Raw genomic sequence first — 26408 nt, 5'->3', positions numbered from 1 at the left:
AACGGCGCGCGACGGTGCCCACACCGATTTGCGTCGCCCGGATCGGCGCCGCGCATGGCGTGCGCGGCGCGGTGAAACTGTGGACGTTTACCGAAGACCCTTTGGCCGTGAAGCGCTATGGGCGGCTTGCGACCAAGGACGGCGCGCGTCATTTCGAAGTGGAGAGCGCGCGTGAGGCCAAGGGCCATCTGGTGGCGACGCTCAAAGGCATCACCACGCGCGAGGACGCCGAACGTCTCAACGGCGTCGAGCTCTATGTCGCGCGCGAAGAACTGCCCGATACCGACGAGAACGAGTATTACCACGCCGACCTGATCGGGCTCGCCGCGGTGACGCCGGCCGATCAGCCGCTCGGCCGCGTCGTCGCGATTCACAATTTCGGCGCCGGCGACATCATCGAGATTGCGCCGCCGCATGGCGCGACCCTGCTGCTGCCGTTCACCAACGCTGTTGTGCCGACGGTCGATCTGGCGGGCGGACGCGTGGTGATCGAGTTGCCCGCGGAGATCGAGGGCGACAGCGAACAGAATTCGATTTAGCCGCGGCTTGCCGGCGGGCCTCACCGACATTCAGCCGTCACAAAAAAATAATGCTCCGCATCGCCATTCCGCTTGCAAGAACACTTGCCTACAATTTTTGACTCGGGCACGCTAAGGTTGCTGCCCCTCCGCGTCATCGGGCGTTCGCGATCTGCCGCCTGATGACCCTCCCCTGAGTTGCTCCATGTTGCGCTACGCTTTCCTCGCGGCCCTCGGCCTGATTGCAACAACGGACTTGCTGTCCGCCCAAACGGCGCCCACCGAGTCACCGCCGGCGGCCGCCCCGCCCGCAGTCGAACCGGCGAATAGCATTGAGGCGATGGAAGACCCGCAGACCGGCGACCACTGGACCTATGAGCTTCGCGACGACATTACCGGCGATGTCAAATCGACGATCACCAACACCGTGACCGATGTGTCGGGATCAGAGATCAGCATCCGGATTGCCCAGCTCGGAAATTCCAACTCCGGCTACCAGACCTTCGATCGCTCCTGGAATCTGACGAACAACGGCATCTGGCGATACGCGCCCCATGACGGCACTGGCATCCGCACGCCGCTGGCAGTAGGCAAGACTTGGTCGCTAAAATCCACCGACCTCAACAGCACGGCCGGAGTCAGCTGGAAACGATCGAGCACCGCGAAGGTGGTCGCACAGGAAAGCGTCACGACCAGAGCGGGCACGTTCGACACCTTCAAGATCGAAACCTCCTTTCAAATGCAAAACGCGAATGACCCGACCAGGAAAGTGCAGGCCGTGCAGCAGCTCTGGTACGCGCCGGCGATTGATCACTGGGTGAAGCGCAGCTACGTATCGCGGTCGGACGGGCGCGTTCGGGACAAGAGTACGATCGAGCTGGTCGAGTATGGCCGCCGCTAGGCCCTCGACCCGCACCTGCTCATCACAAAATCTCAAGGGGACCAAATCAGGGTGATGCACATGCTTCGTTACACCGCTGCTGTGGTCATTAGCCTCATCGCCGCCGGCGCTTGGGCGCAGCAGGCACCAGCGCCGACCGCGTCACCCCCGGATGCAGCAACCACCTCGCCCCAGCCTGCGAAAGCTGTCGTCCCGATGGAGGAGCCACGCCCCGGCGACCATTGGACTTACGAGATACGGGACGAGATAACAGGGAAGATCACCGCGACCCGGGAGCACGTCGTCACCGAGGTGACGCCGACCGCAATCAGCGTAAAGTTCATGAAACCCGGCGACAACAACAACGAAGGTTTCGCCGTATATGACCGATCGTGGAACAGGGTCGAGGAGCGGCCCTGGAGATACTCGCCCCATGACGGCACCGGTATCCAATCGCCTCTCGCCGTCGGCAAAACGTGGCCCGTGCAAACCAACAACATCAACAGCGCGAACGGCAGTGTCTGGAGACGATCGGGGCTTTCGAAGGTCGTCGGGGAGGAAAGCGTCACCACCAAAGCCGGGACCTTCGATACCTTCAAGATCGAAACCACGTTTACGGGAAGGAACGTCAATAACCCGACCATGGAAAACCAGGTCACATCATCAACGTGGTACGCGCCTGCGATTGATCATTGGGTGAGACGGACCTTTGTCTCCAGGGCCAACAAACATCTGCAGATCAGCAATGTGATTGAGCTGATTGAATATGGTCGCAAGCAGTAGCGGCCAGGGGGCTTGCTGGATCATTTCGGGTCGATGCCAGCCGTCCCCGCCCGGGCCTTCCGCACGGGATGCGGTCGTTGACGGCCGCGAGCGCACGCGCCATTGGAAGGCATGACTTTGGTAGGCCCGATCTGGCGCGCGACCGTCCTGACGCTGTTCCCGGAGATGTTCCCTGGGCCGCTTGGCGTCAGCCTTGCCGGCAAGGCGCTGGCGTCCGGATTGTGGGCCCTGGAGGCGCGCGATATCCGGGATTCGGCCACCGACCGTCACCGCAGCGTCGACGATACGCCGGCCGGCGGTGGGCCCGGCATGGTGCTGCGCGCCGACGTGCTGGCCGCCGCCATCGATGCCGCCGATTGCGGCCCTGACCGGCCAGAGGACCGACCAAGGCTCTTGATGAGCCCGCGGGGTCGGCCATTGACCCAGTCGCAGGTCGTGGAACTCGCCGCCGGACCCGGACCGCTAGTGGTCTGCGGCCGGTTCGAGGGTGTCGACCAGCGGGTCATCGCTGCCCGCGGGCTGCAGGAGGTTTCGATCGGCGATTACGTGCTGTCGGGGGGTGAAATCGCCGCCATGGCCCTGATCGACGCCTGCGTGCGGCTGCTGCCGGGGGTGATGGGAAAGCTAAGCTCCGGCGCCGACGAGAGCTTTTCCGACGGCCTATTGGAATACCCGCAATACACCCGCCCGCAGGAGTTCGAGGGGCAGCCGATCCCGGAAATCCTGGTTTCGGGCGACCACGCCAAGGTCGCCGCCTGGCGACTGGCCGAGGCGGAGGCGCTGACCAAGGCGCGGCGGCCCGACCTCTGGGCGGCCAAAAACAGCCGCCAAAAACAGCCAAAAAACACGACGAAAGGGTGACAACGCCCCGCCTTTGCCGTATACGGGCGCCAATTCCGCGCAGGATAAACGAACACTCGCGCAGCCCGCGCGCATTTCGCGGCTGGGGCGCGCCGCCGATGGAGATTTTGCGATGAACCTCATTCAACAGCTCGAAAAAGAGCAATTCGACAAATTGTCCGCCGGCAAGGAGATTCCGGAATTCGGACCCGGCGACACCGTGATCGTCAACGTCAAGGTGGTCGAAGGCGACCGCTCGCGCGTGCAGGCCTATGAAGGCGTCTGCATCGGGCGCTCTGGCGGCGGGCTCAACGAGAGCTTCACGGTGCGCAAGATTTCCTACGGCGAAGGCGTCGAGCGCGTCTTCCCCGTGATGTCGCCGATGATCGACTCGATCAAGGTGGTGCGCCGCGGCAAGGTGCGCCGCGCCAAGCTGTATTACCTGCGCAACCTGCGCGGCAAGTCGGCCCGCATCGTCGAGAAGAAGTCGGATCGCCCGCAGGCCGCCGCCGTCGGCGAGTAATCGCAGGGCAGCAACAAGTTTGACGAAAGGCGCGGGGTTCAGGTCCCGCGCTTTTTTGTTGCGGCGCCCCGTCATTGCGAGCGCGAGGCCCGCATTCGCGCGACCCGCTGGCTCGCGATCACGTGAATGCGCTCGCACTCCGAACTTTACGTGATATATTCCCGACAATGGTTCCAGATCAGACCAACATGGCTTGCCGGCGCGTCGCACCCATCGTCATCGACGATCGCCGCCGCCTGCCCGGCCGTTTCTTCGGGCGGTTTACGACTTCGGCGACCTCGGAACTTGGCCGCGCGCACTGAAGCTGCGGCGCCCTTTTCCCTGAGTAGCGCGTCTCCGCGCGCAACCGATCCCGCAAAATATTCTTTGGAGCATACGCTCATGTCCAAGCCGACCACGCTGTACGACAAGATCTGGAACGACCATCTGGCTCACGAAGCCGATGACGGCACCTGCCTGCTCTATATCGACCGCCATCTGGTCCACGAGGTGACTTCGCCGCAGGCCTTCGAGGGCCTACGCGCCACCGGCCGCAAGGTTCACGCGCCGGAAAAGACGCTGGCCGTGGTCGATCACAACATCCCGACCACCGATCGCTCCAAGCCCAATCCGGACCCCGAAAGCACCGAGCAGATCCGCGTGATGGCGGAGAACGCGAAAGACTTCGGCATCGAGTATTACAACGAATTCGACAAGCGTCAGGGCATCGTGCACGTCATCGGCCCCGAGCAGGGCTTTACCCTGCCCGGCACCACCATCGTCTGCGGCGACAGCCACACCTCCACCCATGGCGCGTTCGGCGCGCTGGCGCATGGCATCGGCACCTCAGAGGTCGAACATGTGCTGGCGACGCAAACCCTGATTCAGAAAAAAGCCAGAAACATGCGCGCGGTCGTCGACGGCAAATTGCCCGACGGCGTCACCGGCAAGGACATCATCCTCGCGATCATCGGCGAGATCGGCACCGCCGGCGGCACCGGCTATGTGCTGGAATATGCCGGCGAGGCGATCCGCGCGCTATCCATGGAAGGCCGCATGACGGTCTGCAACATGTCGATCGAGGGCGGCGCCCGCGCCGGCCTGATTGCGCCGGACGAGAAGGCGTTTGAATTCCTCAAGGGCCGCCCGAAATCGCCGAAGGGCGAGAATTGGGACGCCGCGATGCGCTACTGGGAAACGCTGCGCAGCGATGACGGCTCACATTTCGACCACGAGATCCGGCTGGACGCCGCAAAACTGCCGCCGATCGTGACCTGGGGCACTTCGCCGGAGGACGTGGTATCGATATCAGGCTTTGTGCCCGATCCCGACAAGATTGCCGACGAGGCCAAACGGCTGTCGAAGCATCGCGCGCTGAATTACATGGGCCTCAAGGCGGGGACCAAGATCACCGACATCACGCTCGATCGCGTCTTCATCGGCTCCTGCACCAACGGCCGGATCGAAGACTTGCGCGCCGCGGCGAAGATCGCCGAGGGCAAGACCGTCAACGCCAACGTCAACGCGATGATCGTGCCGGGCTCGGGGCTGGTGAAGGAGCAGGCGGAAGCCGAAGGCCTCGACAAGATTTTCATCAAGGCCGGATTCGACTGGCGCGAGCCGGGCTGCTCGATGTGCCTGGCGATGAACCCCGACAAGCTCAACCCCGAAGAACGCTGCGCCTCGACCTCGAACCGCAATTTCGAGGGCCGCCAGGGCTTCAAGGGCCGCACCCATTTGGTGTCGCCGGCGATGGCGGCCGCGGCGGCGATTGCCGGGCATTTTGTCGATATCCGGGAGTGGCGGTAGGCTTTGGTTTTGACGCGTTTTCCCGGCGCATACCGGTAGCCCCGTCGGATCAGGTCCGACGGGTGCTTCGCTCGAAAACGCTTCAGGCGGCCCTGCCGTACGCTAACCCTCAACATCTCTGCATCGGCGAAGGAAGTCGTTAAGCAGTTGGGAGCAAGCTTGTCGGCTCAAGAAGGCGAAGCCTTCCGCGAGGGAGCCAGCCATGGCCAACAAGCCTGAATTCGTCGATATGATCGGCGAGGCGACGCAGCAGAAGCGGCGTCGGGTGATGCCGCGCGTGGTCGCGCCGGTGGTCAAGGAGACATCGCGCCTCAGCCACTGGCCGCCGGACCGCTGGGAGCAGTGGCGTATGGAACATCTTACGCCATGGAAGCTCAAACCCTGGCGATTCAAGGACTGGGATTAGAACGCTTCGCATCCTTCGGACCTGATTCCCGGGCGGTAGCGGTTGGCGCGCAAGGCGCGTCATGACCGCGTCAAGATAAAAGCGCGTCAAGACAAGAGACCCGGACGGCAGCATTGCTTGCCGTGCAGACGATGCATCTGGATAAAAATCAGGCGCCCTAGCGGGCGCCTGATTCATCTCGCCTACCGTCTCGAACCTCAGCGGTAGACGTGATGATGGCGGCGAGGGCTCACTACCGGCAGCGCCAGCAGTGACGATGCCACCGATGATGTCCGTGCCAACGCACTTCGGTCACGCCCTGCTTCGAACTTTCCTGGACCGCCGAAGCGGCGGCGGGATTGGCCAGCGACAGCGCCTGGGCCCGCTCGGCCGGAGCCGCCAGCATCAGAAACCCACCAACTGCAGCGAGTCCCAGAACCTTCGTTAGTTTCATTGATAACTCCCTTGGGTCAATTTTGTCAGGCTCGTGCCACGCGGTTGATCGTATCGACCGCCTGCCGCGACGCAGATCGTAAACTGGAGAGAACGACCTGAATGTGGGATGAATACCTGCGCCGTGAACAGGAATACGCATCGCGCGATCCGGTTCCACTTCGCTCCGCAACATTTCACGCCATCATTCAAAACCGGCCTGGGCTGCGATCCGTATCTGCTGCAAGATCGCCCGGGAGATCGTCATGGCCTCACCTCGAAAATCGCATGGGATATCGCACTTCGCAGTTGCCCTCACGCCAGCCGCAGCGTTGCTCTTCGCCGATGCGGCACTCGCCTCCCAGGGCCCTGGCGGCGGTCCCGGCAGCGCCAGCCCGTTCACGCAACTGGTCATGGCGACCATCGTCTACGGCAGTTCGGCGCTGCTGATCGGCGCCGTGCGAAGGCGTTGAGAAACGCCTGGTCGCCTAGCCGCGGCGCCAGACGCAGCTCATGCGGGGCACGATCACCGTGCCGCTTGGCCGGTATTCCTGCACATAGGTCGCGTTGCATACCCGCACCGCGTTCGCGCCGGGGAAATACCGCGGATAGACGCCGTCGGGTTCCGCCTGATAGCGCGGATAGATACGAAGCCGCGTCGGCGGTCGTCGAACCGGGGGCTGCATGGACGGCTCGCCGGCTGGGGCAGCCTGCGCGGTTCGCGTTCCCTGCGGCGCGGTCTGCGCTTCGGCTCCGGCCGCGAGCAGCGAAAAAAACCCCGCGAAAGCCACCGATACTGCCGCTGTCCTGATCCGCATCCCGACGCCCGCCCAAACCCGTTGTCGGCCTACGGTCTCCGATTGCCGCGGCAACGTCAACTGCAGGCCGAACCGATTTCCGGTAGGCACGGCCCCGGGACCCGCGCTAAAGAGGCTCGATGTGGACCTCCGCAAAAGCCCCATCGCTCGCCGAGATGGAAGCCATGGCGCACGAAGTGCTGGCGCGCCTGCCGAAGACCTTCCGCGACCTGTGCGAAGGCGTGATCATTCGTGTCGACGATTTTCCAACCGAAGAAGTTCTCGACGAGATGGATGCGGCGACCGAATTCGATCTGCTCGGCCTGTTCCACGGGGTGGGCCTGCCGCATCGAAGCCATGAGGAAACCGCGCGGCTGCCCAACATGATCTGGCTCTACCGCCGCCCGATCCTCGATTACTGGGCCGAGCATGACGAGGCGCTGGGGCGGATCGTGCGCCACGTGCTGATTCACGAGATCGGCCATCATTTCGGCCTCTCCGACGACGACATGGCGGCGATCGAGGCGAACGCCGATTAGGGCTTGCTTTGCCGGGGTCAGGCAAGCCTATGGCGCAGGCTCGGTTGCAAAGCAAACCGGTGCCCCCTTTCGCGGAATGCGCGCGATTTGGCCTTTAACGCCGGCGACATCCGCGATAAACTACGCCTGTAAAACGGCTATCGTCAATTCCAACCGAGAAGTGCGACCGATGGAAAAATTCACCACGCTGGAAGGCGTCGCTGCGCCGCTGAAGATCATCAATGTCGATACCGACATGATCATCCCCAAGCAGTATCTGAAGACCATCAAGCGCACCGGCCTCGGCAAGGGACTGTTTTCGGAACAGCGCTACAAGGACGACGGCAGCGAGAACCCGGATTTCATCCTCAACAAGCCGGCCTATCGCAACGCCAAGGTCTTGGTCGCCGGCGACAATTTCGGCTGCGGCTCCAGCCGCGAACACGCGCCATGGGCGTTGTTGGATTTCGGCATCCGCTGCGTGATCTCGACCTCGTTCGGCGACATCTTCTACAACAACTGTTTCAAGAACGGCATTCTGCCGATCCGCGTCACCCAGGACGACCTCGACAAATTGTTCGACGACGCCGAACGCGGCGCCAATGCGACGCTGTCCATCGATCTTGCCAATCAGGAAATCCGCGGCCCTGACGGCGGCACGGTGAAATTCGAAATCGATCCGTTCCGCAAGCACTGCCTGATGAACGGGCTCGACGACATCGGGCTGACGATGGAGAAGAAGGCCTCGATCGATGCCTACGAGGAAAAGGCGAAGACCGCGCGCGCCTGGGCTTGATCGTAGCACTTTGCGGCCCGACATCGTCACCTTCTGGCACGGCCCGCTCGATGCACTCAGGCTTCTATGCCTGAGATCGCAGGTGGCAATGGGCCACAAGGTCACCGTCTACAGCTTTGATCCGCTGGCGCAGTTGCCCGACGGCGTCGGCAACGCCGAAGCCGAAGCGATCCTGCCGCATAGCTTCGCCGAACGGTTGCGCCCGACCGGCCCCGATGGGGTATGGCGCGACTGGACCACGCTGCAATTCTCGGATTTCTTCCGGATGCGGCTGATGGCGCGCGCTGCGGGCCTGTGGCTCGACGCCGACGTGCTGCTGAAGAAGCCGGTCGAGATCGATCCGGCAAAGCCTTATTTCGCCTGGGAGCGGCCGCGGCAACTCGGCAATTCCGTGCTCTATCTGCCCCCGGGCGATCCGATCGTCGCGGCGTTCGCTTCCCTGATCCAGCAGGACGAATTGACGCCGGACTGGTTGGCGCTGCGACACCGCCTGACATTCATGCTTCGCAAGTTGCGCGGCTACAGGCGGCTGTCGGATGTTCGCGTCGCGATCTATGGCCCCGCGGCGCTGACCGCACTCGCCCGCCGAGCCGGCGAACTTCGCTACGCCCTGCCGAAGAAATCATTCTATGCCGTGCATGCCGAGCCGAAGCTGTTCTTCGAGCCCAGAGACATCTCAGCGCTGACCGGCGATCCCGACATTATCGGGTTCCACATTTCGCCAAAGGGCCGCGGCAACACGGCTCCCGTTCCGGGCAGCCTTTATGCCTGGGCGGCGGAGCGGTTCGGGGCTTAAGCCGCCTCATTTCTTTGATCTACCGCAACGAGGACCGCTCCCGTTTATGCACTATTGCGCATGATCGGAGGTGTCCCATGACTGCTTTAGAGAAGCCGCATTCCGTCGTCGAACGACTGACCCATACCTTCAGCGACTGGCTCAAGCACCGCCAGGAGCTCAGCGAGCTGCGCCAGCTCAACACCTCGGAGTTCGACCGCATCGCAGGCGACTTGCGGGTTTCGCCCGCCGATCTGAATGAATTGGTACGTCACGGGCCGCATGCGGCGGATGAATTGCCGAAACTGCTGAAGGCCCTTGGCATCGATCAGGCCGATCTGGCGCGCGTCGAACCCATGGTGTTGCACGACATGGAGCGCGTCTGCGCCCTGTGCCAGAACAAGCGCGAATGCGACCGCGATCTCGCCGCCGGGACCTCCGCCGAACACTATCAGGGATATTGCCTCAACGCGCCGACGATCGAACAGCTGGGCCGGGCGCCGAACAAATGAAAATCCCGCATTCCGCCTGGATCCATATCTCGCTGGCGATTCTGATCGCCGTCGCGGCGCTGTTCCTGATCCGCCTGCACGATGCGAGCGGGATCCCGCCGCTTGCCGTGGTCATGATCCGGTAGACCGCGGGATCGCGGACCAATCCATCTATTGCCGGGCCAGCGCCGCGATCGAGTCCGCGATCGCGATCGTGCGCCTTGCCATGTCGGCGTGCAGCCGCTCCACCATCTGGCCATCCAGCGAAATCGCGCCGCGCGACGCGTTCTCCGGCTGGTCGAACGCGGCGATGATCTTGCGGGCGTAGGCGACTTCCTCCTCGGGCGGCGTGAAGATGGCGTTGCAGGCCTCGATCTGGCCCGGATGGATCAGGGTCTTGCCGTCGAAACCGAGATCGCGCGCTTGCGTGCACTCCTGCCCGAAGCCGTTGAAATTGCTAAAATCGCTGAAGGGTCCGTCAAGAATCTCGAGGCCGTAAGCGCGGGTGGCGAGAATGCAGTGCGTGATCAGCGGCAGCATCGCCGCGCGGCCCGGCTGCATGCGTATCCGCGTCTCGCGCGAGATATCGTTCGGCCCGAAGACGAAGCCGGCCAGCCGCGTATCGGCATCGCGCGAGGCGGCGGCGAGTTCCTCCGCGTGCAGCACCGCACGCGCGGTCTCGATCATGGTCCAGACCCGGATCGAGGGATCGGCGTCAACATCAAGCAGGCAACGGGCGATGGTCTTGATATCCGCCACGCTGGAAACCTTTGGAACCAGAATGCCGTCGGGCCGCGCCTTGGCGGCCATCGCGATGTCATCCATCCACCACGGCGAATCCGTCGTGTTGGTGCGGATCAGCACCTCGCGCTTGCCGAAACCCTTGGCCGCAATCGCGCCCGCGATCTGGTCGCGCGCCAGCGCCTTGGCCTCCGGCGCCACGGAATCCTCAAGATCGAGGATGAGGCCGTCGGCGGGAAGGTTGCGAGCCTTTTCCAGCACCCGGGCGTTCGATCCGGGCATGAACAAAAGGCTGCGGCGCGGACGGATCATGGTTTCGTTCCCTTCGAATTGCGAGCTTGCCGAAGCCGGTTCGACGTCGTCAAAGCCGATTTTGGCGTCAGCTTATTGTTTGAGCATGAGCTTCGGGCAGGCGTCCAACGTTTGTCCCGCGGAAAAAACCGGTGCCCGCTGTTGCGGCTCATGCTTTAACATTTCAGGCTTTCGACCGAAAGGCTTGTTCCGGCTTGCAGCCTATGGTTAGCAATTCGCATGTCCCCATTCCCGCAACATCTGCTTGACGGCTACCGAACCTTCACCTCGCAGCGGCTGCCGACCGAGCAGTCGCGCTACCGCGAATTGTCCGAGCGCGGCCAGGCCCCGGAAGTGATGGTGATCGGTTGCTGCGATTCCCGGGTGTCGCCGGAGGTGATCTTCGATGCCGGCCCCGGCGAATTGTTCGTGGTGCGCAACGTCGCCAACCTGGTGCCGGTCTATGCGCCGGACGGCGGCGCGCACGGCGTTTCGGCGGCGCTCGAATACGCGGTCCGGGCGCTGCGCGTCAAACACATCGTGGTGCTCGGCCATGCGCAATGCGGCGGCATCCGCGCCTTCATCGACAATAACGCGCCGCTGTCGCCCGGTGACTTCATCGGCCGCTGGATGTCGATGTTCGTCAAGCCGGGCGAGAAGGTCGAGCAGCGCGACCATGAGACTATGGCTGACTTCACCGTCCGGATCGAGAAGGCGGCCGTGTTCCGCAGCCTGGAGAACCTGACGACGTTTCCGTTCGTGCAGGCGGCGGTCGCGCGCGGCGAGCTCAATTTGCACGGCGCCTATTTCGGCGTCGCCGAGGGCTCGCTGTTCGTGCTCGACCCGGCTGCGAAGGAGTTTCGCGGCGTCAGGGAGATGCTGCAGGCCGGCGGATAGCTATTCGCCGCCGTGGTCGCCGCCGCTCCAGCGGTCCGACAGGGCAAGCATGAACGCCGAGATCACGAACACCAGGTGCACGCCGACCAGCCAGGCCAGCTTGCCGGGTTCGAACACGGTATCGATGTTCATGAACGCCTTCAGCACCTGGATCGCGGAAATCGCGACGATCGAGGCCAGCAGCTTCTGTTTCAAGCCGCCGAAATTGACCTTGGTCATCCAGTCCGGCCAGTCCGGATGGCCACCGGGATCGATCTTCGAGACAAAATTCTCGTAGCCGGAAAACACCACGATCAGGATCAGATTGCCGGTCAGCGACACGTCGATCAGGCTGAGCACGCCGAGAATGATGTCGGACTCCTTGGAGCCCGGCGCATGCACGATGAATTCCCACAGCAGCATGCAGAATTTCAGCAACAGCACCGCCAGGCTGACGACGAGGCCGAAATAGAACGGCGCCATCAGCCAGCGGCTGTTGAAGATCACACTCTCGAATCCGCTCTCGACGCGCTTCAGCGTCGGGTTCGGCCGATAAGGAGCCGGTTGCTCGGTCATCGCAGTTCCGGCTCCTGCTAAAGCGTTTCCGAGCGAAGTGGATACCGGTTCGCGTGAAGAAAACGCGTCAAAACAAAAATTAGAGCGTCGGTTCTGATTCAATCAGAACCGACCTTGCTTTCACGCCGCCTTTTTCTTGGCGCTGATCAGCTTGCGGTTGATCAGGCATTCGGCGATCTGGACCGCGTTCAGCGCGGCACCCTTGCGCAGATTGTCCGACACGCACCACAGCACCAGGCCGTTGTCCACGGTGGGATCGGCGCGGATGCGGCTGATGTAGGTGGCGTCCTCGCCGGCGGCCTCGTAGGGTGTGACGTAGCCGCCCGGTTCATGCTTGTCGATCACGAGGCATCCCGGCGCATTGCGCAGGATGTCGCGCGCCTCGTCGGGCGAAATCGGATTTTCGAATTCGATGGTGACGGCTTCGGAATGGCCGACGAACACCGGCACCCGCACGCAAGTCGCGGTCAGCTTGATTTTGGGATCAAGAATCTTCTTGGTCTCCATCATCATCTTCCACTCTTCCTTGGTGTAGCCGTCCTCCATGAACACGTCGATCTCGGGGATCACGTTGAAGGCGATACGCTTGGGGAATTTCTTGTTGATCAGTTCGCTGTTGGTGTAGACCGCCTTGGTCTGCGAAAACAGCTCGTCCATGGCGTCCTTGCCGGCGCCCGAGACCGATTGATAGGTCGAGACCACGACGCGCTTGATCACCGCCTTGTCATGCAGCGGCTTCAGCGCGACCACGAGCTGCGCGGTCGAGCAGTTCGGATTGGCGATGATGTTCTTCTTGACGAAGCCCTTGACCGCATCCGCGTTGACTTCGGGCACGATCAGCGGCACGTCCGGATCCATTCGCCACGCCGACGAATTGTCGATCACCACCGCGCCGGCGGCGCCGATCTTCGGCGACCATTCCTTCGACACCGCGCCACCCGCCGACATCAGGCAGATGTCGACATCGCTGAAGTCGTAATGCTCGAGCGCTTTGACTTTCAGGGTGCGGTCGCCATACGAGACTTCGACGCCCATGCTGCGGCGTGACGCCAGCGCCACCACCTCGTCAGCCGGGAATTTGCGTTCGTCAAGAATGTTGAGCATTTCCCGCCCGACATTGCCGGTCGCTCCGACCAGCGCGACTTTGTAACCCATCGTTCACTCTCCGAAGAAAAATGCCCCGCCCCGATCCGCGGTGGAAAGGGAAGAGGCAGCGCTTCTATGCGAGAAACGCCGTCAAGACAACGTTGGACCTGAGCCCCGCCCCTCGGCGCTCAGCGGCGCCTGGGCATCTGATGCGACCGTTTTCGGCCACCCCTGACGACCCACACTACCACGCGAGAATTCATCCGGCCCTGACCAGCTTTGCCGACGAATGCTGCGCCACGCTGGCGCGCCTGATTGCCTATGTAGGTGCGCTGGCCTTGCTTGGCATGGTCGGCGTGCATCTATGGGACGAATTGCCTACGGCCGTGGCTGTCGGACCGGCCGCCAGACCGGGCTGGAGTCTGGCATCGCGCTCGCGACCGGCCTTTGCCGTCAGCTCGCCTGATCTATATGAAAAATCAGAGACTTACGAGATTTTTCGACACCCCGAGGGCGGCCGCAAGGACGTTTTCCATTGGGGGCCGCAAGACGAAAAGCCGGTCGCGGAACTTGAGATCTATCGTCCCGGCGGGGAATTCAACCCATCGGAAGCCTGGTTGGAGGCCGAAATCGCCGCCCGGATGGACGCCGGGGGTGGGCGCGAGCTGGAGCCGGCCGGCGTGGTCGACAGCAAGTTCGGCCGGGTGACGCTGCTTCGGCTCACCAACGATCCGGGCGGCGCGAAGTCCTGCCTTGGCTTTCTCAAACGTCTTGGCGATGCCGCCTTGCAACTATCCGGCTGGTCGTGCCAGCCCAGCGGATTGGCAGCGCGGCGGGCCGCGATCGGTTGCATGCTGAACCGGCTGACGCTGCTCTCGGCCGGAAATGAGCCGAAACTGGCCGAGTTATTCGCCCGCGCCGAACTGCGGCGCGGCGGCTGCGCCACTGCTGCTGCGCCGGCCGTCGCGACGGACTGGCTGATGGGCGCTGAAAATCCCCGGCTGCGCGGCCCGCTTTGAATCGAGCCACCAGCCAAGATGCTGGTTTTCATGCGACTTTTTCGCCGCTCCGGCATTATTCTGACGCAGTGTGGCGCGATTGACCTTGTGAAGGCATGCCCTGCGGCTAGAATGGCCGCTGAAACGAATATGGCGGCCTGCCCGCCCCATGAGGATCTGATGACCCCCAAACTTCCTGCTGCGAACAAACTGGCGGTGCTGCTTGCCGCTGTCGCCCTAGTCGCGATCGGCTTCGACACGATGCCGGCCAGTGCGCAGACGCAGGCGCCAACCAACGCCCAGAAGCAGCAGGCCAAGCGTCAATATGACGACCGCGGCCGTCACTACTACGGGCCGAACGGACCCAACGTGTCCTATCAGCAGGGTCCGCACACCCGGATTTACGTCACCAAGCGCTCCTGGCTTGACGCCGGCGTCGAGGTACTGCCCGGCGACCGCAAATTCACCGACTACGCGTTTCCGCCGGAGAATGGCTACCCATCGTTCGCGCGCGAGAACAACAATCGCCCGATCGACCGCCAGCCGCTCAACCCGCCGTCGGACATGGGCGGCTATCCGCAGCGCTTCCCGATCCCGCAGTAGCGAACGGCGCGACAATCGCTGCGCTAGCTCCGAGTCGTCCCTGCAAACGCAGGGACCCATAACCACAGGCGTCGGTTATGGCCAAAGGCCTCGACCACTGTAACCAAACGAGATTTCCCGGCGTATGGGTCCCCGCGTTCGCGGCGACGACCATGAACCTCTTTCGTCTGCTCAGGCGTGCAGCGCCTGCAATTCCTTCAAAATCGCCTCGCCCATCTGCGCGGTCGACACCGCTGTGGTGCCCTCGGACTTGATGTCGGCGGTGCGCAGGCCGTGCGCGAGCACCGCGGCGATCGCGGTATCCACCTTGTCGGCAAGCGCGCCCATATCGAAGGAATAGCGCAGCGCCATTCCAAACGAGGCGATCATCGCGATCGGATTGGCCAGACCCTTGCCCGCGATATCGGGCGCCGAGCCGTGCACCGGCTCAAACAACGCCTTTCGCTTTTTGGTTTTGACATCGACCTCGCCGAGCGAGGCCGACGGCAGCATGCCGAGCGAGCCGGTCAGCATCGCGGCGATATCCGACAGCATGTCGCCGAACAGATTGTCGGTCACGATGACGTCGAACTGCTTCGGCCATTTCACCAGATTCATGCCGCCTGAGTCGGCGAGCTGGTGCTCGAGCTGCACATCCTTGTATTCGCGCGCATGCACCTGCGTGACGACCTCGTTCCAGAGCACGCCGGATTTCATCACGTTGCGCTTTTCCATCGATGTCACCTTGTTGCGGCGCTTGCGCGCCAGATCGAACGCGACGCGGGCGATGCGCTCGATCTCGTAGGTGTCGTAGACTTGGGTATCGATGGCGCGCTTCTGGCCATTGCCGAGATCGGTGATGGTCTTGGGTTCGCCGAAATACACTCCACCGGTGAGCTCGCGCACGATCATGATGTCGAGGCCCTCGACCACCTCACGCTTCAGGCTCGAAGCGTCCGCGAGCGCGGGATAGCAGACCGCGGGGCGCAGGTTCGCGAACAGGCCGAGGTCCTTGCGCAGGCGCAATAGCCCGGCTTCGGGGCGCGCCTCATAGGGAACGCTGTCCCACTTCGGGCCGCCGACCGCGCCGAAGATCACGGCGTCGGCAGCACCTGCCTGCGCCATGGTCGCATCCGTGATCGCAAGCTTGCTCGCGTCATAGGCGGCGCCGCCGACCAGGCCCTGCTCGGTGGCAAAATGAGCGATTCCTTGCGCGTTGAGCCAGTCGATCAGGCGCTTCACCTCCGCCATCACTTCGGGGCCGATGCCGTCGCCGGGGAGAAGCAGCAGTTTATGGGTCGCCATGGGAAGGTCCTTGTTGTGAATTCTCGACTCGTCATTCCGGACGCCGAGCCACCGGGTCCGGCCGTCGGCCGGCCCAATGACAGGCTTCCGCGAGGCGATCCGGAATCCTGCGGTGAGATAGATTCCGGGTTCGCGCTGGCGCGCGCCCCGGAGTGACGGCGGAAGCGGAGTGCTAAAGCGGCGTTGCGCCGATGGCAAGACACCATTGCCGGGGCTGCGCCTGTGCAATCGCCGCGCGGCCTGCCAGAATGCGCGCCCCGCCGGAGAATCCCGTGAAAAGCCCCGACCCTTCGCCGCCACCTGCGCATCCCGCGCGGCTGATACTCATTCTCTCGCTGGCCCCCACCGTGGGGCTCGGCATCGGCCGCTTCGCCTATTCGCTGGTGCTGCCGGACATGCGCGATACGCTGGGCTGGTCCTATTCCGCCGCCGGCTTCATGAACACCATCAACGCCGCGGGCTATCTGGCCGGCGCCCTGATGGCGGCGAAACTGATCAAGCGCTTCGGGTTATCGGCCGCCGTGCGCTGGGGAACCCTGGCTTCTCTGCTGTCGCTGGCGCTCTGCGCGCTGTCAGGCGGTTTTGTCATTTTGAGTTTCGCGCGTTTGCTCGCCGGATTCGGGGCCGCGGCCGCCTTCGTCGCCGCCGCAGCGCTGGCCGCCCTGATCGCGCAAGCACAACCCGCGCGGGCGAATTTTCTGCTCAGCCTGTTCTACGCCGGGACCGGGCTCGGCATCCTGGCCTCGGGGCTGGTCGCGCCCTTCGTGCTGCAGGCTTTCGGCCCGGGATCGTGGTGGATCGTATGGTGGGCGATGACGCTGCTCGCCATCGCCCTGACCATCCCGCTGTTGCTGACGCCGCTCGATACCAAGGCCGGCATCGCCGCCGCGGCATCCGGCGAATTCGCGCTTCGGCCGATACTGATCTATCTCGCCGGCTATTTTCTGTTCGGTGCGGGATACATCGCCTACATGACCTTCATGATTGCCTATGTGCGCGATGCCGGCGGCGGCGCGGCGGCGCAGAGCGCGTTCTGGTGCCTGATCGGCGTGAGCGCGTTCGCAACGCCATGGGTGTGGCGAGGCGTGCTGGCGCGCAACAGCGGCGGCCTGTCCACCGCAATTATCCTTGGCGTCAACGCAGTCGGCGCCGCCCTGCCGCTGCTCGGGCATTCGGCGCTCTGGCTCGCGGTTTCGGCGCTGGTGTTCGGTGTTTCCTTCTTTGCAATCGTGGGATCGACCACCGCCTTTGTGCGTTTCAACTATCCGCCCGCGGCATGGCCGAAGGGAATTGCGGCGATGACCATCGCGTTCGGAATAGGCCAGACCCTGGGACCGACCGCGGTCGGCGCCGTCACCGACGCGTTTGGCAGCCTGTCCTATGCCTTGAATGTCTCGGCTTTGATGCTGGCGCTGGGCGCGGTCGCCGCAGCGTTTCAAAGGAGACTAAAGCCGAACGCCCCACGCTGAGCCAAGCAACCTAGCTCCCGCTGAACGAATTATACCCCTGGTCTTCCCAGTAGCCGCCTTTGTAGTCGTTGGTGACTTCCATCGAAATCACGTATTTCGGATTCTTGAAGCCGAGCTTGGTCGGCACCCGGATCTTCATCGGAAAGCCATAGGCCCGCGGCAAGATTTCATCGCCGAATTTGAAGGTCATCTGGGTCTGCGGATGCAGCGCGGTGCGCATATCCAACGGTGAGTTGTAGCCCTCCTTGTCGGCGCACTGGAACCAACAATATTTCGCGCTCGTATCGGCGCCAACCAGCTTGAGAAAGTCGCGCAGCGGCGTGCCGGTCCAGCTCCCGATCGCGCTCCAGCCCTCGACGCAGATGTGGCGCGTCACCTGCTTGACCTGCGGCAGCTTGTAGAGCTCTTCCAGCGTCCATGATTTCTTGTTGTCGACCAGACCGCGCACCTCGAACTTCCAGTCCTTGCCATCGATCTCGGGCGCGTCGTCGAGTTCGTAATAGGCATTGAACGGGAACGGCTTGGTGATCGCGCTTTCCGGGAAGGTCGGCGCCAGCGCATCGGGATTGAAGATAAAGGCCTGCACGGCGTCGTTGAACTTCGAGACCTTCTTCAGCATTTCTTCGGCGGAAGAACTGTCCAGGACGTTGCAGCCGGTCAGAAGCGTCAACGCCCCAAAGCTTGCACCGCCGGTAATAAAGCGCCGGCGCACCGGATCCGGCATCACCTTGGTGGCGTCCCGGACCAGCAATTGCTTGTCGACGCCCGGGATCAGAAGCTTGCGAAGTCTGCCCATGATTTGTCTCCTGTAAGTTTGTTTAGCGGCCGATGACCATGGCGCGCAGGCTTTTCGGCACCAGCACCGCCAGGGCGACGTGAACCGCCAGGAACGCGACGATCGCCGACATGCAAATAAAGTGGACATAGCGCGCGGCATCATAGCCACCGAACAGCGCCGTCAGCCACTGCAACTGCACGGGTTTCCAGATCGACAGTCCGGACAGCACGATAACGACACCGACGACGATGATGCCGGCATAGAGCAGCTTCTGCACCTGATTGTATTTGGTCAGATCGTCATGCGACAGCTTGCCGGTCAGCGCCGCTTTGGCATCCGAGACCACGCCGCCCGGGGTGATCGGCAGCAGCTTCCTTTTGAAGCGCCCGGTTGCAATGCCCATCAGAAGATAGACGAGACCATTGACCATCAACAGCCACATCGCCGCGAAATGCCACAGCAGCGCGCCGCCCAGCCAGCCGCCGAGCGTGATCGAGCGCGAAAATTTGAGAGAATCAAACAGCGGCGAGGCGTTGTAGATCTGCCATCCCGACATGATCATCAGGATGATCGCTACCGCATTGATCCAATGCATGGTCCGGACCCACGCCGGCTGAATGACCTTGGTTGTGGCCGGTACGGTGCGTTCGTTGCTGGCGGCAAGGCTGGACATGGCGATCCCATCGCTGAAAAGTTGACTACCCCCATATACGCCGAAAACCGGCACTTCGTTACTGCCATGCGTCTGATCGGATTGAAGCAGGCCGGGCCTGGCGGTCACAAAAAAGCGAGCCGGGCTTCCCCGGCTCGCGCCGCCTGTCCCGATGGGGATGCAATCAGGACACGCGGGGGGTGTTACGACGCCGGCATCAGGACGGTGTCGACCACATGGATCACGCCGTTCGACTGGTTGACGTTGGAGATGGTGACGGTCGACGACCCGCCCTTGGCATCGACGATCATCACCTTGCCGTCCGCCTTCTTCACGGTCAGCTCTTCGCCTTCGACGGTCTTGAGCTTCTTGCCGTCGGTCAGGTCGGAAGCCTCGAGCTTGCCCGGGACCACATGATAGGTCAGGATTTTGGACAGGGTAGCCTTGTTCTCGGGCTTCACCAGGGTGTCGACGGTACCGGCCGGCAGCTTGCCGAACGCGGCATTGGTCGGCGCGAAGACCGTGAACGGACCCTTGCCTTCCAGCGTGTCGACGAGGCCCGCGGCCTTCACCGCCGCCACCAGCGTGGTGTGATCCTTGGAATTCACGGCATTCTGGATGATGTTCTTGGAGGGGAACATCGCGGCGCCGCCGACCATCACGGTCTTCTCCTGCGCGCTGACGGGCGCGACGATGGTGGCGGTGAGGGCAAGGGCGCCGAACGCGGCGGCGGATAACAGTGCAATACGCTTGGACATGGAAACGTCTCCCGATTGATGGCGTGACCGGCGGATCTCCGCCGGCGATGAGGGGCAACAACGACGCTGGCCGACCGTTGGGTTGACTGCGTCGCCGTTGGCCGAGTTACGGGAGGTCCTGGGCGTGGTTTCAGGGAATAAATTTTCGCCGGTTTGAAACTTTTCGCGGCGACGAACGTGGGCCTGGCGCGTCGTCCCGGCCAAGCGAGCAGCGCGAGCGCGAGCCGGGATCCATAACCACCGGCGCGGGTTGTTGGAGCGGATCGTCACACCAGCTCGCAAAATCGATTCAGTCGGGGTTATGGGGTCCCCTGCGTTCGCGGCGACGACCAGCGAGAGACCGCTGCTAGTCTCGATTGTTCGGCGTCTGCACAAAACCCCGGTTCCAGGTCGGACTGATCAGGATCTCGTTGACGCAGACCCGCGGCGGCATGCTGGCGACGAAGGCGATGGTGCGGCCGAGGTCCTCCGGCTGCAGCATCTTCGCCTGCTCCTCCTCGCTCGGCACCACCGGCCGCAATTTCAGGATCGGCGTCGCGACCTCGCCGGGAGACAGGCAACAGGCGCGCAAGCCGTTGACGCATTCATCCATGTTGAACGAATGGGTCAGCGCCAGCACCGCATGCTTGGTGGTGGTGTAGGCGGGGCCCGGCATTTTCGAAACGTGACGGCCGGCCCAGGATGCAACGTTGATGATGCAGCCATCCTTTTGCGCGCGCATCGCCGGCAGCACCGCGCGCATGCAGTACAGCACGTCATTGAGATTGATCTCGACCAGCCGGTCCCAGCCTTCCAGTTCCATATCGGCCCAGCTGCGCTTCGGCACGTTGATGCCGGCGCTGTTGACCAAAAGATCGATGCGGCCGTGACGCTCCAGAATTTGTTCAGCCGCCTCGTTGACATCGGCTTTCCTGCTGACATCGAGCGCGATCGCCTCGGCCTTGCCGCCGGCCCCGGCGATCTTCGCCACCACGGTGTCCAGGGCCTGCTTGCGGCGGCCCGAAACCACCACGGTCCAGCCGTCGGCGGCGAGCGATTCCGCCCCGGCCTCGCCGATCCCGCTGCCGCCGCCGGTCACCCAGGCCACACGTTTCCCGTTATTTGACATGCAAACCGTCTCCGTTGCTTTGTGCGGGGCGACTTTGCTATTGAAACCCTTGAGATGACGAGATTATGCGGCCCGGTCGGACCGCACCCGCCCACCGGAATGATGCATGAATGCGCCCCCCAAAACCACAGTGAACGCCAACCTGTTTTGCCGCCTGTTCGATGGCCTTGACGATCCGGGCCGCCTCGCCATCGAAACCATCGACGGCGCGCGCATCAGCTATGGCGACCTGATTTCCCGCGCCGGGCAGATGGCGAATGTGCTGGCTGATCGCGGCGTCAAGCCCGGCGATCGGGTCGCCGCCCAAACCGAAAAATCGGTGCCGGGCCTGGTACTCTATCTCGCCACGGTGCGCGCCGGCGCGGTGTATCTGCCGCTCAACACCGCCTACACGCTGAACGAGCTGGAATATTTCATCACCGACGCCGAGCCCTCACTGGTGGTGTGCGACCCGTCGAAGGCCGAAGGCATCGGCGCGATCGCGGCGAAGGTTGGCGCCCGGGTCGAAACGCTCGGGCCAGACGGCAACGGTTCGCTGACGGCGGCCGCCGCCAGCGCGAAACCGGAATTCGCAACCGTTCCCCGCGCCGACGATGACTTGGCGGCCATTCTCTACACCTCGGGAACCACGGGACGTTCCAAGGGCGCGATGCTGACGCACGATAACCTCGCGTCGAATTCATTGTCGCTGGTCGACTACTGGCGCTTCACCGACAAGGACGTCCTGATCCACGCGCTGCCGATCTATCACACCCACGGTCTGTTCGTGGCGAGCAACGTCACGCTGTTCGCCCGCGCCTCGATGATCTTCCTGCCGAAATTCGATCCGGAAGCGATCATCAAGCTGATGGCGCGCGCCACCGTGCTGATGGGCGTGCCGACTTTCTACACGCGGCTGCTGCAAAGCCCGGCGCTGAACAAGGAATCCACCAAACACATGCGGCTGTTCGTTTCGGGCTCGGCGCCGCTGCTCGCCGATACCCATCGCGAATGGTTTGCACGCACCGGTCACGCCGTGCTCGAACGCTACGGCATGACCGAGACCAATATGAACACCTCCAATCCGTATGACGGCGAGCGCGTCGCCGGCGCGGTCGGCCATCCCTTGCCCGGCGTCTCGGTGCGCGTCACCGATCCGGAAACCGGCCAAGAGTTGGCCCGCGATGCGATCGGGATGATCGAGGTCAAGGGCCCCAACGTCTTCAAGGGCTACTGGCGGATGCCGGAGAAGACCAAGGCCGAGTTCCGTGACGACGGCTTCTTCATCACCGGCGATCTCGGCAAGATCGACGCCAAGGGCTATGTGCACATTCTCGGCCGCGGCAAGGATCTGGTGATTTCCGGCGGCTTCAACGTCTACCCCAAGGAAATCGAGAGCGAGATCGACGCCATGCCGGGCGTGATCGAATCCGCCGTGATCGGCGTGCCGCATGCCGATTTCGGCGAGGGCGTCACCGCCGTGCTTGTATGCGACAAGGGCGCGTCCATCGATGAGATTTCCGTGCTGAAGGCACTGGACGGACGATTGGCAAAGTTCAAGATGCCGAAGCGGGTGTTCGTGGTCAACGAACTGCCGCGCAACGCCATGGGCAAGGTGCAGAAGAATATCTTGCGCGATACTTATGCGGATATTTACGCCAAGGCGAAGTGAGCGGGCGCCCAGTGCACCGCCGTATTCAATGACCTCATCGGCGACTGCAAGCACGCCGGGAGGAATAGTCAGGCCGAGGGCCTTGGCAGTCTTAAGATTGATCACCAACTCGAATTTGGTTGGCTGCACGACCGGTAAATCGGCAGGCTTGGTCCCCTTGAGAATTCGACCGGCGTAAACGCCAATGTAGCGATACAAGTCCGGCAGATCGATACCGTAGCTCATCAAGCCGCCCAAAACAGCAAACTCGCGCAAACTATATATGGCCGGGACCGCGTACCGCGTGGCCAAAGCCACGAGTCGGTCGCGGTGCGTGACGAACAGCGTGTCGGCGGCTACCACGAGGCCGGGGATACGCTGCTGCGCAATCGTTTGGAATGCCGTTTCGATTTCGGGATCGGTCCCAGCGTTAAAAATATGAAGCTGCACGCCGATGGCGCGCGCGGCCTCCTGCATAGCTCGCGATTGACGCGAAGCCGCAGGGAAGGTCGGGTTCAGGAGGAAACCGAGCGTTGTTGCTTGTGGTGCTAACTCACGTAACAAGCCCAACCGCTTGGCTTCCAGGGTGCCGTTGAGGCCGCTTATCCCGGTGACGTTGCCCCCGGGCCGGTTGAGACTCGCAACCAGTCCACGTTCGACCGGATCATCGATAAAAACGGCGACGATCGGAATCGTTGCGGTCGCGGCCTTGGCTGCCAGTGCAGCAGGTTCGCCGCCGACCGAGACGAGCACAGCGACCGGTCGGCGCACGAGTTCGGTCGCCAGCGTCGGCAGGCGATCATAGTCACCTAACGCCCAACGGTATTCGACAGCAAGATTCCGACCTTCGACCGCGCCGGTTTCCGCCAATCCCCGACGGAACGCAGCCACGAGCTCTGCGCTCTCGTCAGGCGACCGCGGGCTGAGAAATCCGATGACCGGCATCGTCGACTGCGCGCGCGCCGCGAGCGGCACACTTGCCGCCGCGCCGCCGATAAGCGTGATAAACTCACGCCGCCTCATTCGATCACCTCGTCGGCGCGGAGCAGGAACGATTCGGAAATCGTTAGCCCGATCGCCCTGGCGGTCTTGAGATTGACGACCATCTCGAATTTCGTCGGCTGCATCACCGGAAGATCGGTTGTCTTGGCGCCTTTCAAGATCCTGCCGGCATAGACGCCGGCCTGACGATACCCTTCCGCAAAATGCGCTCCATAGCTGAGAAGGCCGCCGACTTCCGCAAACTCGCGACGAAACGACATCGCCGGCAGCTTGTGGCGCAACGCCAGCGACGCCAGCCGCTCGCGGTAGGAACCGAAGAACGGATCGTTGCAGGCCAGCACGGCGGCGGCCTTCTGCTGGACAAAGGCGTCGAAGGCGGCCGCGACTTCCTGTTCGGTACTGGCATTGCGCACGATCAGCGCCACCCCGAGCCGAGCCCTGGCCTCCTCGACTTCCTGCGCCTGCGTCTTGGCTTCCGGATATTTTGGATTGATCAGGACGCCGAGAATCGAGGCCTGCGGCATCATCTCGTGCAGCAGTTCGAGCCTCTTGGCCTCCAGCGTCGCGCCGATCAGGTTGATGCCGGTGACATTGCCCTCGGGTCGATTGAGGCTGGCAACGAGACCGGCTCTGATCGGATCGGCGGCGCTGACGAAAACGATTGGAATGGTGGATGTGGCGCCCTTGGCCGCGCGGCCGGGATCGCTGCCGCCGGCCGCCACGATCAGGGCGACGCGACGGTCGACCAGTTCCGCCGCAAGCCCCGGCAGCCGGTCATATTTTCCTTCCGCCCACCGATATTCGATCGCCAGGTTCTGGCCCTCGATGAAACCCGCCTCCTTGAGGCCGTCGCGGGTCGCGGCCACCAGGCTAACCTGATCGGCTGGAATGCCGCTGCCGAGGAATCCGATCACCGGCGTCGTCGATGGCTGCGCACGCGCCATGATCGGCAGGCTTGCCGCCGCGCCGCCGAGCCATGCCAGAAACAGCCGACGCTTCATTCGATCACCTCGTCGGCGCGGGCGAGCAGCGTCGCGGGTACCATCAGCCCGAGCGTGTTGGCGGCCTTGAGATTGGCGACGAGCTCAAGCCTGCTCGGCTGCTCGACCGGGATATCGCCCGGCTTCGTCCCTCGGAGAATCTTGTCCACAAAATCGGCGGAGCGCCGAAACAGGTCCGGGACGTTCGGCCCATAAGACATGAAACCACCGCCTTCGAGATACTCCCTCGCATAAAGCATCGTGGGAAGGCCCGCTGCCAGCGCCAACGCATTGATGCGTGCTGAATTGGCGCCAACCAGAGCATCGGCACAGGCATAAAGCGCGTCGCTACGGCCCTTGAGCGTCTCGATAGCGGGCGCGAATTCCTCGGCGCGCCGAATCTCCAATGCGGAAGGCTCGATGCCGGCGGCGCGCGCCAACGTCTGAACCTCGTTCAGCTCGCTGGCCGCCTGGGGCGAGGCCGGATTTGCGATCACCGCGAGCCGCCGCAAATCGGGGAGCGCCTCGCGCATGAGTCCCAACCGCTTGCTGGCGATATCCGGACCCTGGAGCGACAATCCGGTGACGTTGCCGCCCGGCCGCGACAGGCTTGCGACGAGACCGGCACCGACCGGATCGTTAGCCAAGGTGAAGACGATCGGAATCACCGAGGTCGCATGCATGGCAGCGAGCACCGCGCCGCCCCCGGCCACGATGACGTCGACTTTCAACCGGACGAACTCAGCCGATATTTCCGCGAACCGCTCGCCTCGTCCCTCCGCCCAGCGATATTCGATCGTAACGGTGCGGCCGTCGATCCAGCCGAGTTCGCGAAGGCGCTGCTCGAAAGCGACGACAAAATGCCGCCAGGCCGTGGGTGTGCTGACGCTTAGAAACCCGATGGTCGGAAGCTTCTGCTGCGCCCGCGCCGCCAGCGGCACACTCGCCGCCGCCGCTCCGGCAAGCCTGATGAACTCCCGCCGTTTCATTCTGATGTCCCAACCAGCGTCCTGCGCCGAGGCGACACTCATCCAAATCGCGGCGGATTACAACGACGCGGATCGTTGTGCGTTTATAGCAACTTGATGGAACGTGAACCGGTCCCTGGTCGGTTACAGCAGGCTGATCACAAACCGGGCGCCGGCGATGAAGAGATAGCTGCCATAGGCGCGCTCCAGCGTGGTCTTCGACATCGCATGGGCTACTCTCACCCCGAGCGGCGCGGTGAGCAGGCTGGTCGGCATCGCCAGCACCGCGCCGATCAGCGAGACGTAGCCGATCGCAAACGGCGATTGCAGCGCCAGCACATCGGGATAATGCGCTGCCACGGGCCAGCCGGCATAGACATAGCCGAGCGCGCCGGGAATCGAGACCAGCACCGCCAGCGCCGACGAGGTCGCGACCCCCTGATGTATCGGCCGGCCATAAAACGTCATCACCAGATTCGCGAACAGCCCGCCACCGACACCCATCAACGTGGCAAGAAGCCCGACAAGGAAGCCGTAAATGCGCATCAACGGTCCCTGCGGGAGATCGTCGCCGAGTTTCCAGGTCTCGCGCCCCAGCAACAGCCGCGCCGCGGCGAACCATGCCACCGTCACGAATACGATCCTGAACAACCGCTCGGGTGCATAACGCGCGGCTACGGTGGCGGCGAGAACGCCGACCAGCACCGGCAGCCACCACGCGCGCAGAACCCTCATATCCACCGCGCCGCGCGCGTAATGGGCGCGGAAGGAGCGGATCGAGGTCGGAATGATGATGGCGAGCGAGGTGCCGACGCACAGCGGCATCCGCACCTCGAGCGGCACGCCGGCCAGCCGAAAGCATTCAAAAAACACCGGCACCAGGATGGCGCCGCCGCCGATCCCGAACACGCCCGCCAGAAATCCGGACAGCGCGCCGACCACCACCAGCAGCAGCGCCAGTTGGAGAAGCTCGGAGACATCAAGCCCAGCGACCAGCATCCCCATTTTCCTCCTGCTCGCGCCGAATCCGAGCGCGTTCATGAATCGTGCTTCAGGTATACCAGCCACCAGCGCACCCGGGC

Annotated in this window: 31 protein-coding genes and 1 pseudogene; 18 read left to right on the top strand and 14 right to left on the bottom strand. The window is 63.2% G+C overall.

The features are described 5' to 3' along the window. Positions 1 to 14 precede the first annotated feature (14 nt). From rimM to E8A46_RS07895, 7 genes are all read left to right on the top strand, one after another. Positions 15 to 539 carry a ribosome maturation factor RimM gene (gene rimM, locus E8A46_RS07925; protein WP_291559234.1) on the top strand — a complete coding sequence of 175 codons (525 nt, stop codon included), beginning with the start codon at positions 15 to 17 and terminating at the stop codon, positions 537 to 539. A 184-nt stretch (positions 540 to 723) separates the two neighbouring features. Next, entirely contained in the window at positions 724 to 1419 is a 696-nt protein-coding gene (locus tag E8A46_RS07920; RefSeq protein WP_291559233.1) for a hypothetical protein, read from the top strand. 60 nt (positions 1420 to 1479) lie between these two features. After that, positions 1480 to 2181 carry a hypothetical protein gene (locus E8A46_RS07915; protein ID WP_291559232.1) on the top strand — a complete coding sequence of 234 codons (702 nt, stop codon included), beginning with the start codon at positions 1480 to 1482 and terminating at the stop codon, positions 2179 to 2181. A 111-nt stretch (positions 2182 to 2292) separates the two neighbouring features. Continuing rightward, the gene (trmD, locus tag E8A46_RS07910; protein ID WP_291559231.1) at positions 2293 to 3042 is read left to right on the top strand and encodes a tRNA (guanosine(37)-N1)-methyltransferase TrmD; all 750 of its coding nucleotides are present in this window, start codon (positions 2293 to 2295) and stop codon (positions 3040 to 3042) included. 112 nt (positions 3043 to 3154) lie between these two features. Further along, entirely contained in the window at positions 3155 to 3544 is a 390-nt protein-coding gene (gene rplS, locus E8A46_RS07905; RefSeq protein WP_291559230.1) for a 50S ribosomal protein L19, read from the top strand. Between the two features lie 381 nt (positions 3545 to 3925). Next, positions 3926 to 5332, top strand: coding sequence for a 3-isopropylmalate dehydratase large subunit (gene leuC / locus E8A46_RS07900; protein WP_291559229.1), 1407 nt, complete (start codon positions 3926 to 3928; stop codon positions 5330 to 5332). Positions 5333 to 5534: 202 nt separating this feature from the next. Beyond that, positions 5535 to 5738, top strand: a complete 204-nt coding sequence (locus tag E8A46_RS07895; RefSeq protein ID WP_291559228.1) for a hypothetical protein — start codon at positions 5535 to 5537, stop codon at positions 5736 to 5738. A 232-nt stretch (positions 5739 to 5970) separates the two neighbouring features. Here E8A46_RS07895 and E8A46_RS07890 read toward each other — a convergent pair whose 3' ends face one another. Then, positions 5971 to 6171, bottom strand: a complete 201-nt coding sequence (locus E8A46_RS07890; RefSeq protein ID WP_291559227.1) for a hypothetical protein — start codon at positions 6169 to 6171, stop codon at positions 5971 to 5973. Positions 6172 to 6415: 244 nt separating this feature from the next. Between E8A46_RS07890 and E8A46_RS07885 the strand changes: the two genes are divergently transcribed. Further along, on the top strand, positions 6416 to 6622 hold the full coding sequence (locus E8A46_RS07885) for a hypothetical protein (RefSeq protein ID WP_291559226.1): 207 nt from the start codon (positions 6416 to 6418) through the stop codon (positions 6620 to 6622). A gap of 15 nt (positions 6623 to 6637) precedes the next feature. Here E8A46_RS07885 and E8A46_RS07880 read toward each other — a convergent pair whose 3' ends face one another. Beyond that, complete coding sequence (locus E8A46_RS07880) at positions 6638 to 6967, bottom strand: hypothetical protein (RefSeq protein WP_291559225.1); 330 nt, start codon at positions 6965 to 6967, stop codon at positions 6638 to 6640. A gap of 119 nt (positions 6968 to 7086) precedes the next feature. On the opposite strand from E8A46_RS07880, the gene E8A46_RS07875 reads away from it, so the two are divergent. From E8A46_RS07875 to E8A46_RS07855, 5 genes are all read left to right on the top strand, one after another. Beyond that, on the top strand, positions 7087 to 7485 hold the full coding sequence (locus tag E8A46_RS07875; RefSeq protein ID WP_291559224.1) for a metallopeptidase family protein: 399 nt from the start codon (positions 7087 to 7089) through the stop codon (positions 7483 to 7485). A gap of 169 nt (positions 7486 to 7654) precedes the next feature. Beyond that, on the top strand, positions 7655 to 8260 hold the full coding sequence (leuD, locus tag E8A46_RS07870) for a 3-isopropylmalate dehydratase small subunit (RefSeq protein WP_291559223.1): 606 nt from the start codon (positions 7655 to 7657) through the stop codon (positions 8258 to 8260). Positions 8261 to 8270: 10 nt separating this feature from the next. Then, positions 8271 to 9056, top strand: a complete 786-nt coding sequence (locus E8A46_RS07865) for a hypothetical protein (protein ID WP_291559222.1) — start codon at positions 8271 to 8273, stop codon at positions 9054 to 9056. Between the two features lie 77 nt (positions 9057 to 9133). Next, entirely contained in the window at positions 9134 to 9547 is a 414-nt protein-coding gene (locus E8A46_RS07860) for a hypothetical protein (RefSeq protein WP_291559221.1), read from the top strand. Then, positions 9544 to 9672 (top strand): hypothetical protein, encoded by a 129-nt coding sequence (locus E8A46_RS07855; protein WP_291559220.1) that lies wholly within the window; start codon positions 9544 to 9546, stop codon positions 9670 to 9672. The genes E8A46_RS07860 and E8A46_RS07855 overlap by 4 nt, the downstream gene beginning before the upstream one ends. A gap of 25 nt (positions 9673 to 9697) precedes the next feature. Here E8A46_RS07855 and E8A46_RS07850 read toward each other — a convergent pair whose 3' ends face one another. After that, on the bottom strand, positions 9698 to 10579 hold the full coding sequence (locus tag E8A46_RS07850; RefSeq protein ID WP_291559219.1) for a CoA ester lyase: 882 nt from the start codon (positions 10577 to 10579) through the stop codon (positions 9698 to 9700). 219 nt (positions 10580 to 10798) lie between these two features. Between E8A46_RS07850 and E8A46_RS07845 the strand changes: the two genes are divergently transcribed. Further along, positions 10799 to 11455, top strand: a complete 657-nt coding sequence (locus tag E8A46_RS07845; RefSeq protein WP_291559218.1) for a carbonic anhydrase — start codon at positions 10799 to 10801, stop codon at positions 11453 to 11455. Here E8A46_RS07845 and E8A46_RS07840 read toward each other — a convergent pair whose 3' ends face one another. Together E8A46_RS07840 and E8A46_RS07835 are read right to left on the bottom strand one after the other, a co-directional pair. Further along, entirely contained in the window at positions 11456 to 12010 is a 555-nt protein-coding gene (locus tag E8A46_RS07840) for a TIGR00645 family protein (RefSeq protein WP_291559217.1), read from the bottom strand. It abuts the gene before it with no gap. A 120-nt stretch (positions 12011 to 12130) separates the two neighbouring features. Then, positions 12131 to 13165, bottom strand: a complete 1035-nt coding sequence (locus E8A46_RS07835) for an aspartate-semialdehyde dehydrogenase (protein ID WP_291559216.1) — start codon at positions 13163 to 13165, stop codon at positions 12131 to 12133. Between the two features lie 140 nt (positions 13166 to 13305). Between E8A46_RS07835 and E8A46_RS07830 the strand changes: the two genes are divergently transcribed. Together E8A46_RS07830 and E8A46_RS07825 are read left to right on the top strand one after the other, a co-directional pair. Next, the gene (locus E8A46_RS07830) at positions 13306 to 14115 is read left to right on the top strand and encodes a hypothetical protein (RefSeq protein ID WP_291559215.1); all 810 of its coding nucleotides are present in this window, start codon (positions 13306 to 13308) and stop codon (positions 14113 to 14115) included. A 159-nt stretch (positions 14116 to 14274) separates the two neighbouring features. After that, positions 14275 to 14697: a hypothetical protein gene (locus E8A46_RS07825; protein WP_291559214.1), complete on the top strand. Its 423-nt coding sequence runs from the start codon at positions 14275 to 14277 to the stop codon at positions 14695 to 14697. Between the two features lie 171 nt (positions 14698 to 14868). On the opposite strand, the gene leuB is transcribed toward E8A46_RS07825, so the two are convergent. After that, complete coding sequence (gene leuB, locus E8A46_RS07820) at positions 14869 to 15981, bottom strand: 3-isopropylmalate dehydrogenase (protein WP_291559213.1); 1113 nt, start codon at positions 15979 to 15981, stop codon at positions 14869 to 14871. A 272-nt stretch (positions 15982 to 16253) separates the two neighbouring features. Between leuB and E8A46_RS07815 the strand changes: the two genes are divergently transcribed. Further along, on the top strand, positions 16254 to 17450 hold the full coding sequence (locus E8A46_RS07815) for a YbfB/YjiJ family MFS transporter (RefSeq protein ID WP_291559212.1): 1197 nt from the start codon (positions 16254 to 16256) through the stop codon (positions 17448 to 17450). A gap of 10 nt (positions 17451 to 17460) precedes the next feature. On the opposite strand, the gene E8A46_RS07810 is transcribed toward E8A46_RS07815, so the two are convergent. The 4 genes from E8A46_RS07810 to E8A46_RS07795 all read right to left on the bottom strand — a co-directional run bounded on the left by E8A46_RS07810 (position 17461) and on the right by E8A46_RS07795 (position 20746). Beyond that, entirely contained in the window at positions 17461 to 18246 is a 786-nt protein-coding gene (locus E8A46_RS07810) for a molybdopterin-binding protein (RefSeq protein WP_291559211.1), read from the bottom strand. A 22-nt stretch (positions 18247 to 18268) separates the two neighbouring features. Then, positions 18269 to 18901 carry a cytochrome b/b6 domain-containing protein gene (locus tag E8A46_RS07805; RefSeq protein ID WP_291559210.1) on the bottom strand — a complete coding sequence of 211 codons (633 nt, stop codon included), beginning with the start codon at positions 18899 to 18901 and terminating at the stop codon, positions 18269 to 18271. A gap of 182 nt (positions 18902 to 19083) precedes the next feature. Then, complete coding sequence (locus tag E8A46_RS07800) at positions 19084 to 19638, bottom strand: fasciclin domain-containing protein (protein WP_291559209.1); 555 nt, start codon at positions 19636 to 19638, stop codon at positions 19084 to 19086. 346 nt (positions 19639 to 19984) lie between these two features. Then, entirely contained in the window at positions 19985 to 20746 is a 762-nt protein-coding gene (locus tag E8A46_RS07795; protein WP_291559208.1) for an SDR family oxidoreductase, read from the bottom strand. A gap of 106 nt (positions 20747 to 20852) precedes the next feature. On the opposite strand from E8A46_RS07795, the gene E8A46_RS07790 reads away from it, so the two are divergent. Further along, positions 20853 to 22397 carry a malonyl-CoA synthase gene (locus tag E8A46_RS07790; protein WP_291559207.1) on the top strand — a complete coding sequence of 515 codons (1545 nt, stop codon included), beginning with the start codon at positions 20853 to 20855 and terminating at the stop codon, positions 22395 to 22397. A 39-nt stretch (positions 22398 to 22436) separates the two neighbouring features. On the opposite strand, the pseudogene E8A46_RS07785 reads toward E8A46_RS07790, so the two are convergent. The 4 genes and pseudogenes from E8A46_RS07785 to E8A46_RS07770 form a co-directional block, all read right to left on the bottom strand. Then, positions 22437 to 23321, bottom strand: a pseudogene (locus E8A46_RS07785) (ABC transporter substrate-binding protein); the annotation flags it as partial. A gap of 74 nt (positions 23322 to 23395) precedes the next feature. Continuing rightward, on the bottom strand, positions 23396 to 24379 hold the full coding sequence (locus E8A46_RS07780; protein ID WP_291559206.1) for an ABC transporter substrate-binding protein: 984 nt from the start codon (positions 24377 to 24379) through the stop codon (positions 23396 to 23398). Beyond that, positions 24376 to 25347, bottom strand: a complete 972-nt coding sequence (locus E8A46_RS07775) for an ABC transporter substrate-binding protein (RefSeq protein WP_291559205.1) — start codon at positions 25345 to 25347, stop codon at positions 24376 to 24378. The genes E8A46_RS07780 and E8A46_RS07775 overlap by 4 nt, the downstream gene beginning before the upstream one ends. A gap of 123 nt (positions 25348 to 25470) precedes the next feature. Continuing rightward, entirely contained in the window at positions 25471 to 26322 is an 852-nt protein-coding gene (locus tag E8A46_RS07770) for a sulfite exporter TauE/SafE family protein (protein ID WP_291559307.1), read from the bottom strand. Positions 26323 to 26408: the final 86 nt, after the last annotated feature.

Origin of the sequence: Bradyrhizobium sp., from assembly GCF_004799445.1 — a bacterium.
Taxonomy (GTDB): domain Bacteria; phylum Pseudomonadota; class Alphaproteobacteria; order Rhizobiales; family Xanthobacteraceae; genus Bradyrhizobium.
This window is presented reverse-complemented; position numbering and strand designations above follow the sequence as displayed.

Bases quoted from the DNA above. Each gene is read 5' to 3' on its own strand.
- E8A46_RS07920 (WP_291559233.1), top strand. From the start codon at position 724: ATGTTGCGCTACGCTTTCCTCGCGGCCCTCGGCCTGATTGCAACAACG.
- E8A46_RS07915 (WP_291559232.1), top strand. From the start codon at position 1,480: ATGCTTCGTTACACCGCTGCTGTGGTCATTAGCCTCATCGCCGCCGGC.
- trmD (WP_291559231.1), top strand. From the start codon at position 2,293: ATGACTTTGGTAGGCCCGATCTGGCGCGCGACCGTCCTGACGCTGTTC.
- rplS (WP_291559230.1), top strand. From the start codon at position 3,155: ATGAACCTCATTCAACAGCTCGAAAAAGAGCAATTCGACAAATTGTCC.
- leuC (WP_291559229.1), top strand. From the start codon at position 3,926: ATGTCCAAGCCGACCACGCTGTACGACAAGATCTGGAACGACCATCTG.
- E8A46_RS07895 (WP_291559228.1), top strand. From the start codon at position 5,535: ATGGCCAACAAGCCTGAATTCGTCGATATGATCGGCGAGGCGACGCAG.
- E8A46_RS07890 (WP_291559227.1), bottom strand. From the start codon at position 6,171: ATGAAACTAACGAAGGTTCTGGGACTCGCTGCAGTTGGTGGGTTTCTG.
- E8A46_RS07885 (WP_291559226.1), top strand. From the start codon at position 6,416: ATGGCCTCACCTCGAAAATCGCATGGGATATCGCACTTCGCAGTTGCC.
- E8A46_RS07880 (WP_291559225.1), bottom strand. From the start codon at position 6,967: ATGCGGATCAGGACAGCGGCAGTATCGGTGGCTTTCGCGGGGTTTTTT.
- E8A46_RS07875 (WP_291559224.1), top strand. From the start codon at position 7,087: ATGTGGACCTCCGCAAAAGCCCCATCGCTCGCCGAGATGGAAGCCATG.
- leuD (WP_291559223.1), top strand. From the start codon at position 7,655: ATGGAAAAATTCACCACGCTGGAAGGCGTCGCTGCGCCGCTGAAGATC.
- E8A46_RS07860 (WP_291559221.1), top strand. From the start codon at position 9,134: ATGACTGCTTTAGAGAAGCCGCATTCCGTCGTCGAACGACTGACCCAT.
- E8A46_RS07855 (WP_291559220.1), top strand. From the start codon at position 9,544: ATGAAAATCCCGCATTCCGCCTGGATCCATATCTCGCTGGCGATTCTG.
- E8A46_RS07850 (WP_291559219.1), bottom strand. From the start codon at position 10,579: ATGATCCGTCCGCGCCGCAGCCTTTTGTTCATGCCCGGATCGAACGCC.
- E8A46_RS07845 (WP_291559218.1), top strand. From the start codon at position 10,799: ATGTCCCCATTCCCGCAACATCTGCTTGACGGCTACCGAACCTTCACC.
- E8A46_RS07840 (WP_291559217.1), bottom strand. From the start codon at position 12,010: ATGACCGAGCAACCGGCTCCTTATCGGCCGAACCCGACGCTGAAGCGC.
- E8A46_RS07835 (WP_291559216.1), bottom strand. From the start codon at position 13,165: ATGGGTTACAAAGTCGCGCTGGTCGGAGCGACCGGCAATGTCGGGCGG.
- E8A46_RS07830 (WP_291559215.1), top strand. From the start codon at position 13,306: ATGCGACCGTTTTCGGCCACCCCTGACGACCCACACTACCACGCGAGA.
- E8A46_RS07825 (WP_291559214.1), top strand. From the start codon at position 14,275: ATGACCCCCAAACTTCCTGCTGCGAACAAACTGGCGGTGCTGCTTGCC.
- leuB (WP_291559213.1), bottom strand. From the start codon at position 15,981: ATGGCGACCCATAAACTGCTGCTTCTCCCCGGCGACGGCATCGGCCCC.
- E8A46_RS07810 (WP_291559211.1), bottom strand. From the start codon at position 18,246: ATGGGCAGACTTCGCAAGCTTCTGATCCCGGGCGTCGACAAGCAATTG.
- E8A46_RS07805 (WP_291559210.1), bottom strand. From the start codon at position 18,901: ATGTCCAGCCTTGCCGCCAGCAACGAACGCACCGTACCGGCCACAACC.
- E8A46_RS07800 (WP_291559209.1), bottom strand. From the start codon at position 19,638: ATGTCCAAGCGTATTGCACTGTTATCCGCCGCCGCGTTCGGCGCCCTT.
- E8A46_RS07795 (WP_291559208.1), bottom strand. From the start codon at position 20,746: ATGTCAAATAACGGGAAACGTGTGGCCTGGGTGACCGGCGGCGGCAGC.
- E8A46_RS07790 (WP_291559207.1), top strand. From the start codon at position 20,853: ATGAATGCGCCCCCCAAAACCACAGTGAACGCCAACCTGTTTTGCCGC.
- E8A46_RS07780 (WP_291559206.1), bottom strand. From the start codon at position 24,379: ATGAAGCGTCGGCTGTTTCTGGCATGGCTCGGCGGCGCGGCGGCAAGC.
- E8A46_RS07775 (WP_291559205.1), bottom strand. From the start codon at position 25,347: ATGAAACGGCGGGAGTTCATCAGGCTTGCCGGAGCGGCGGCGGCGAGT.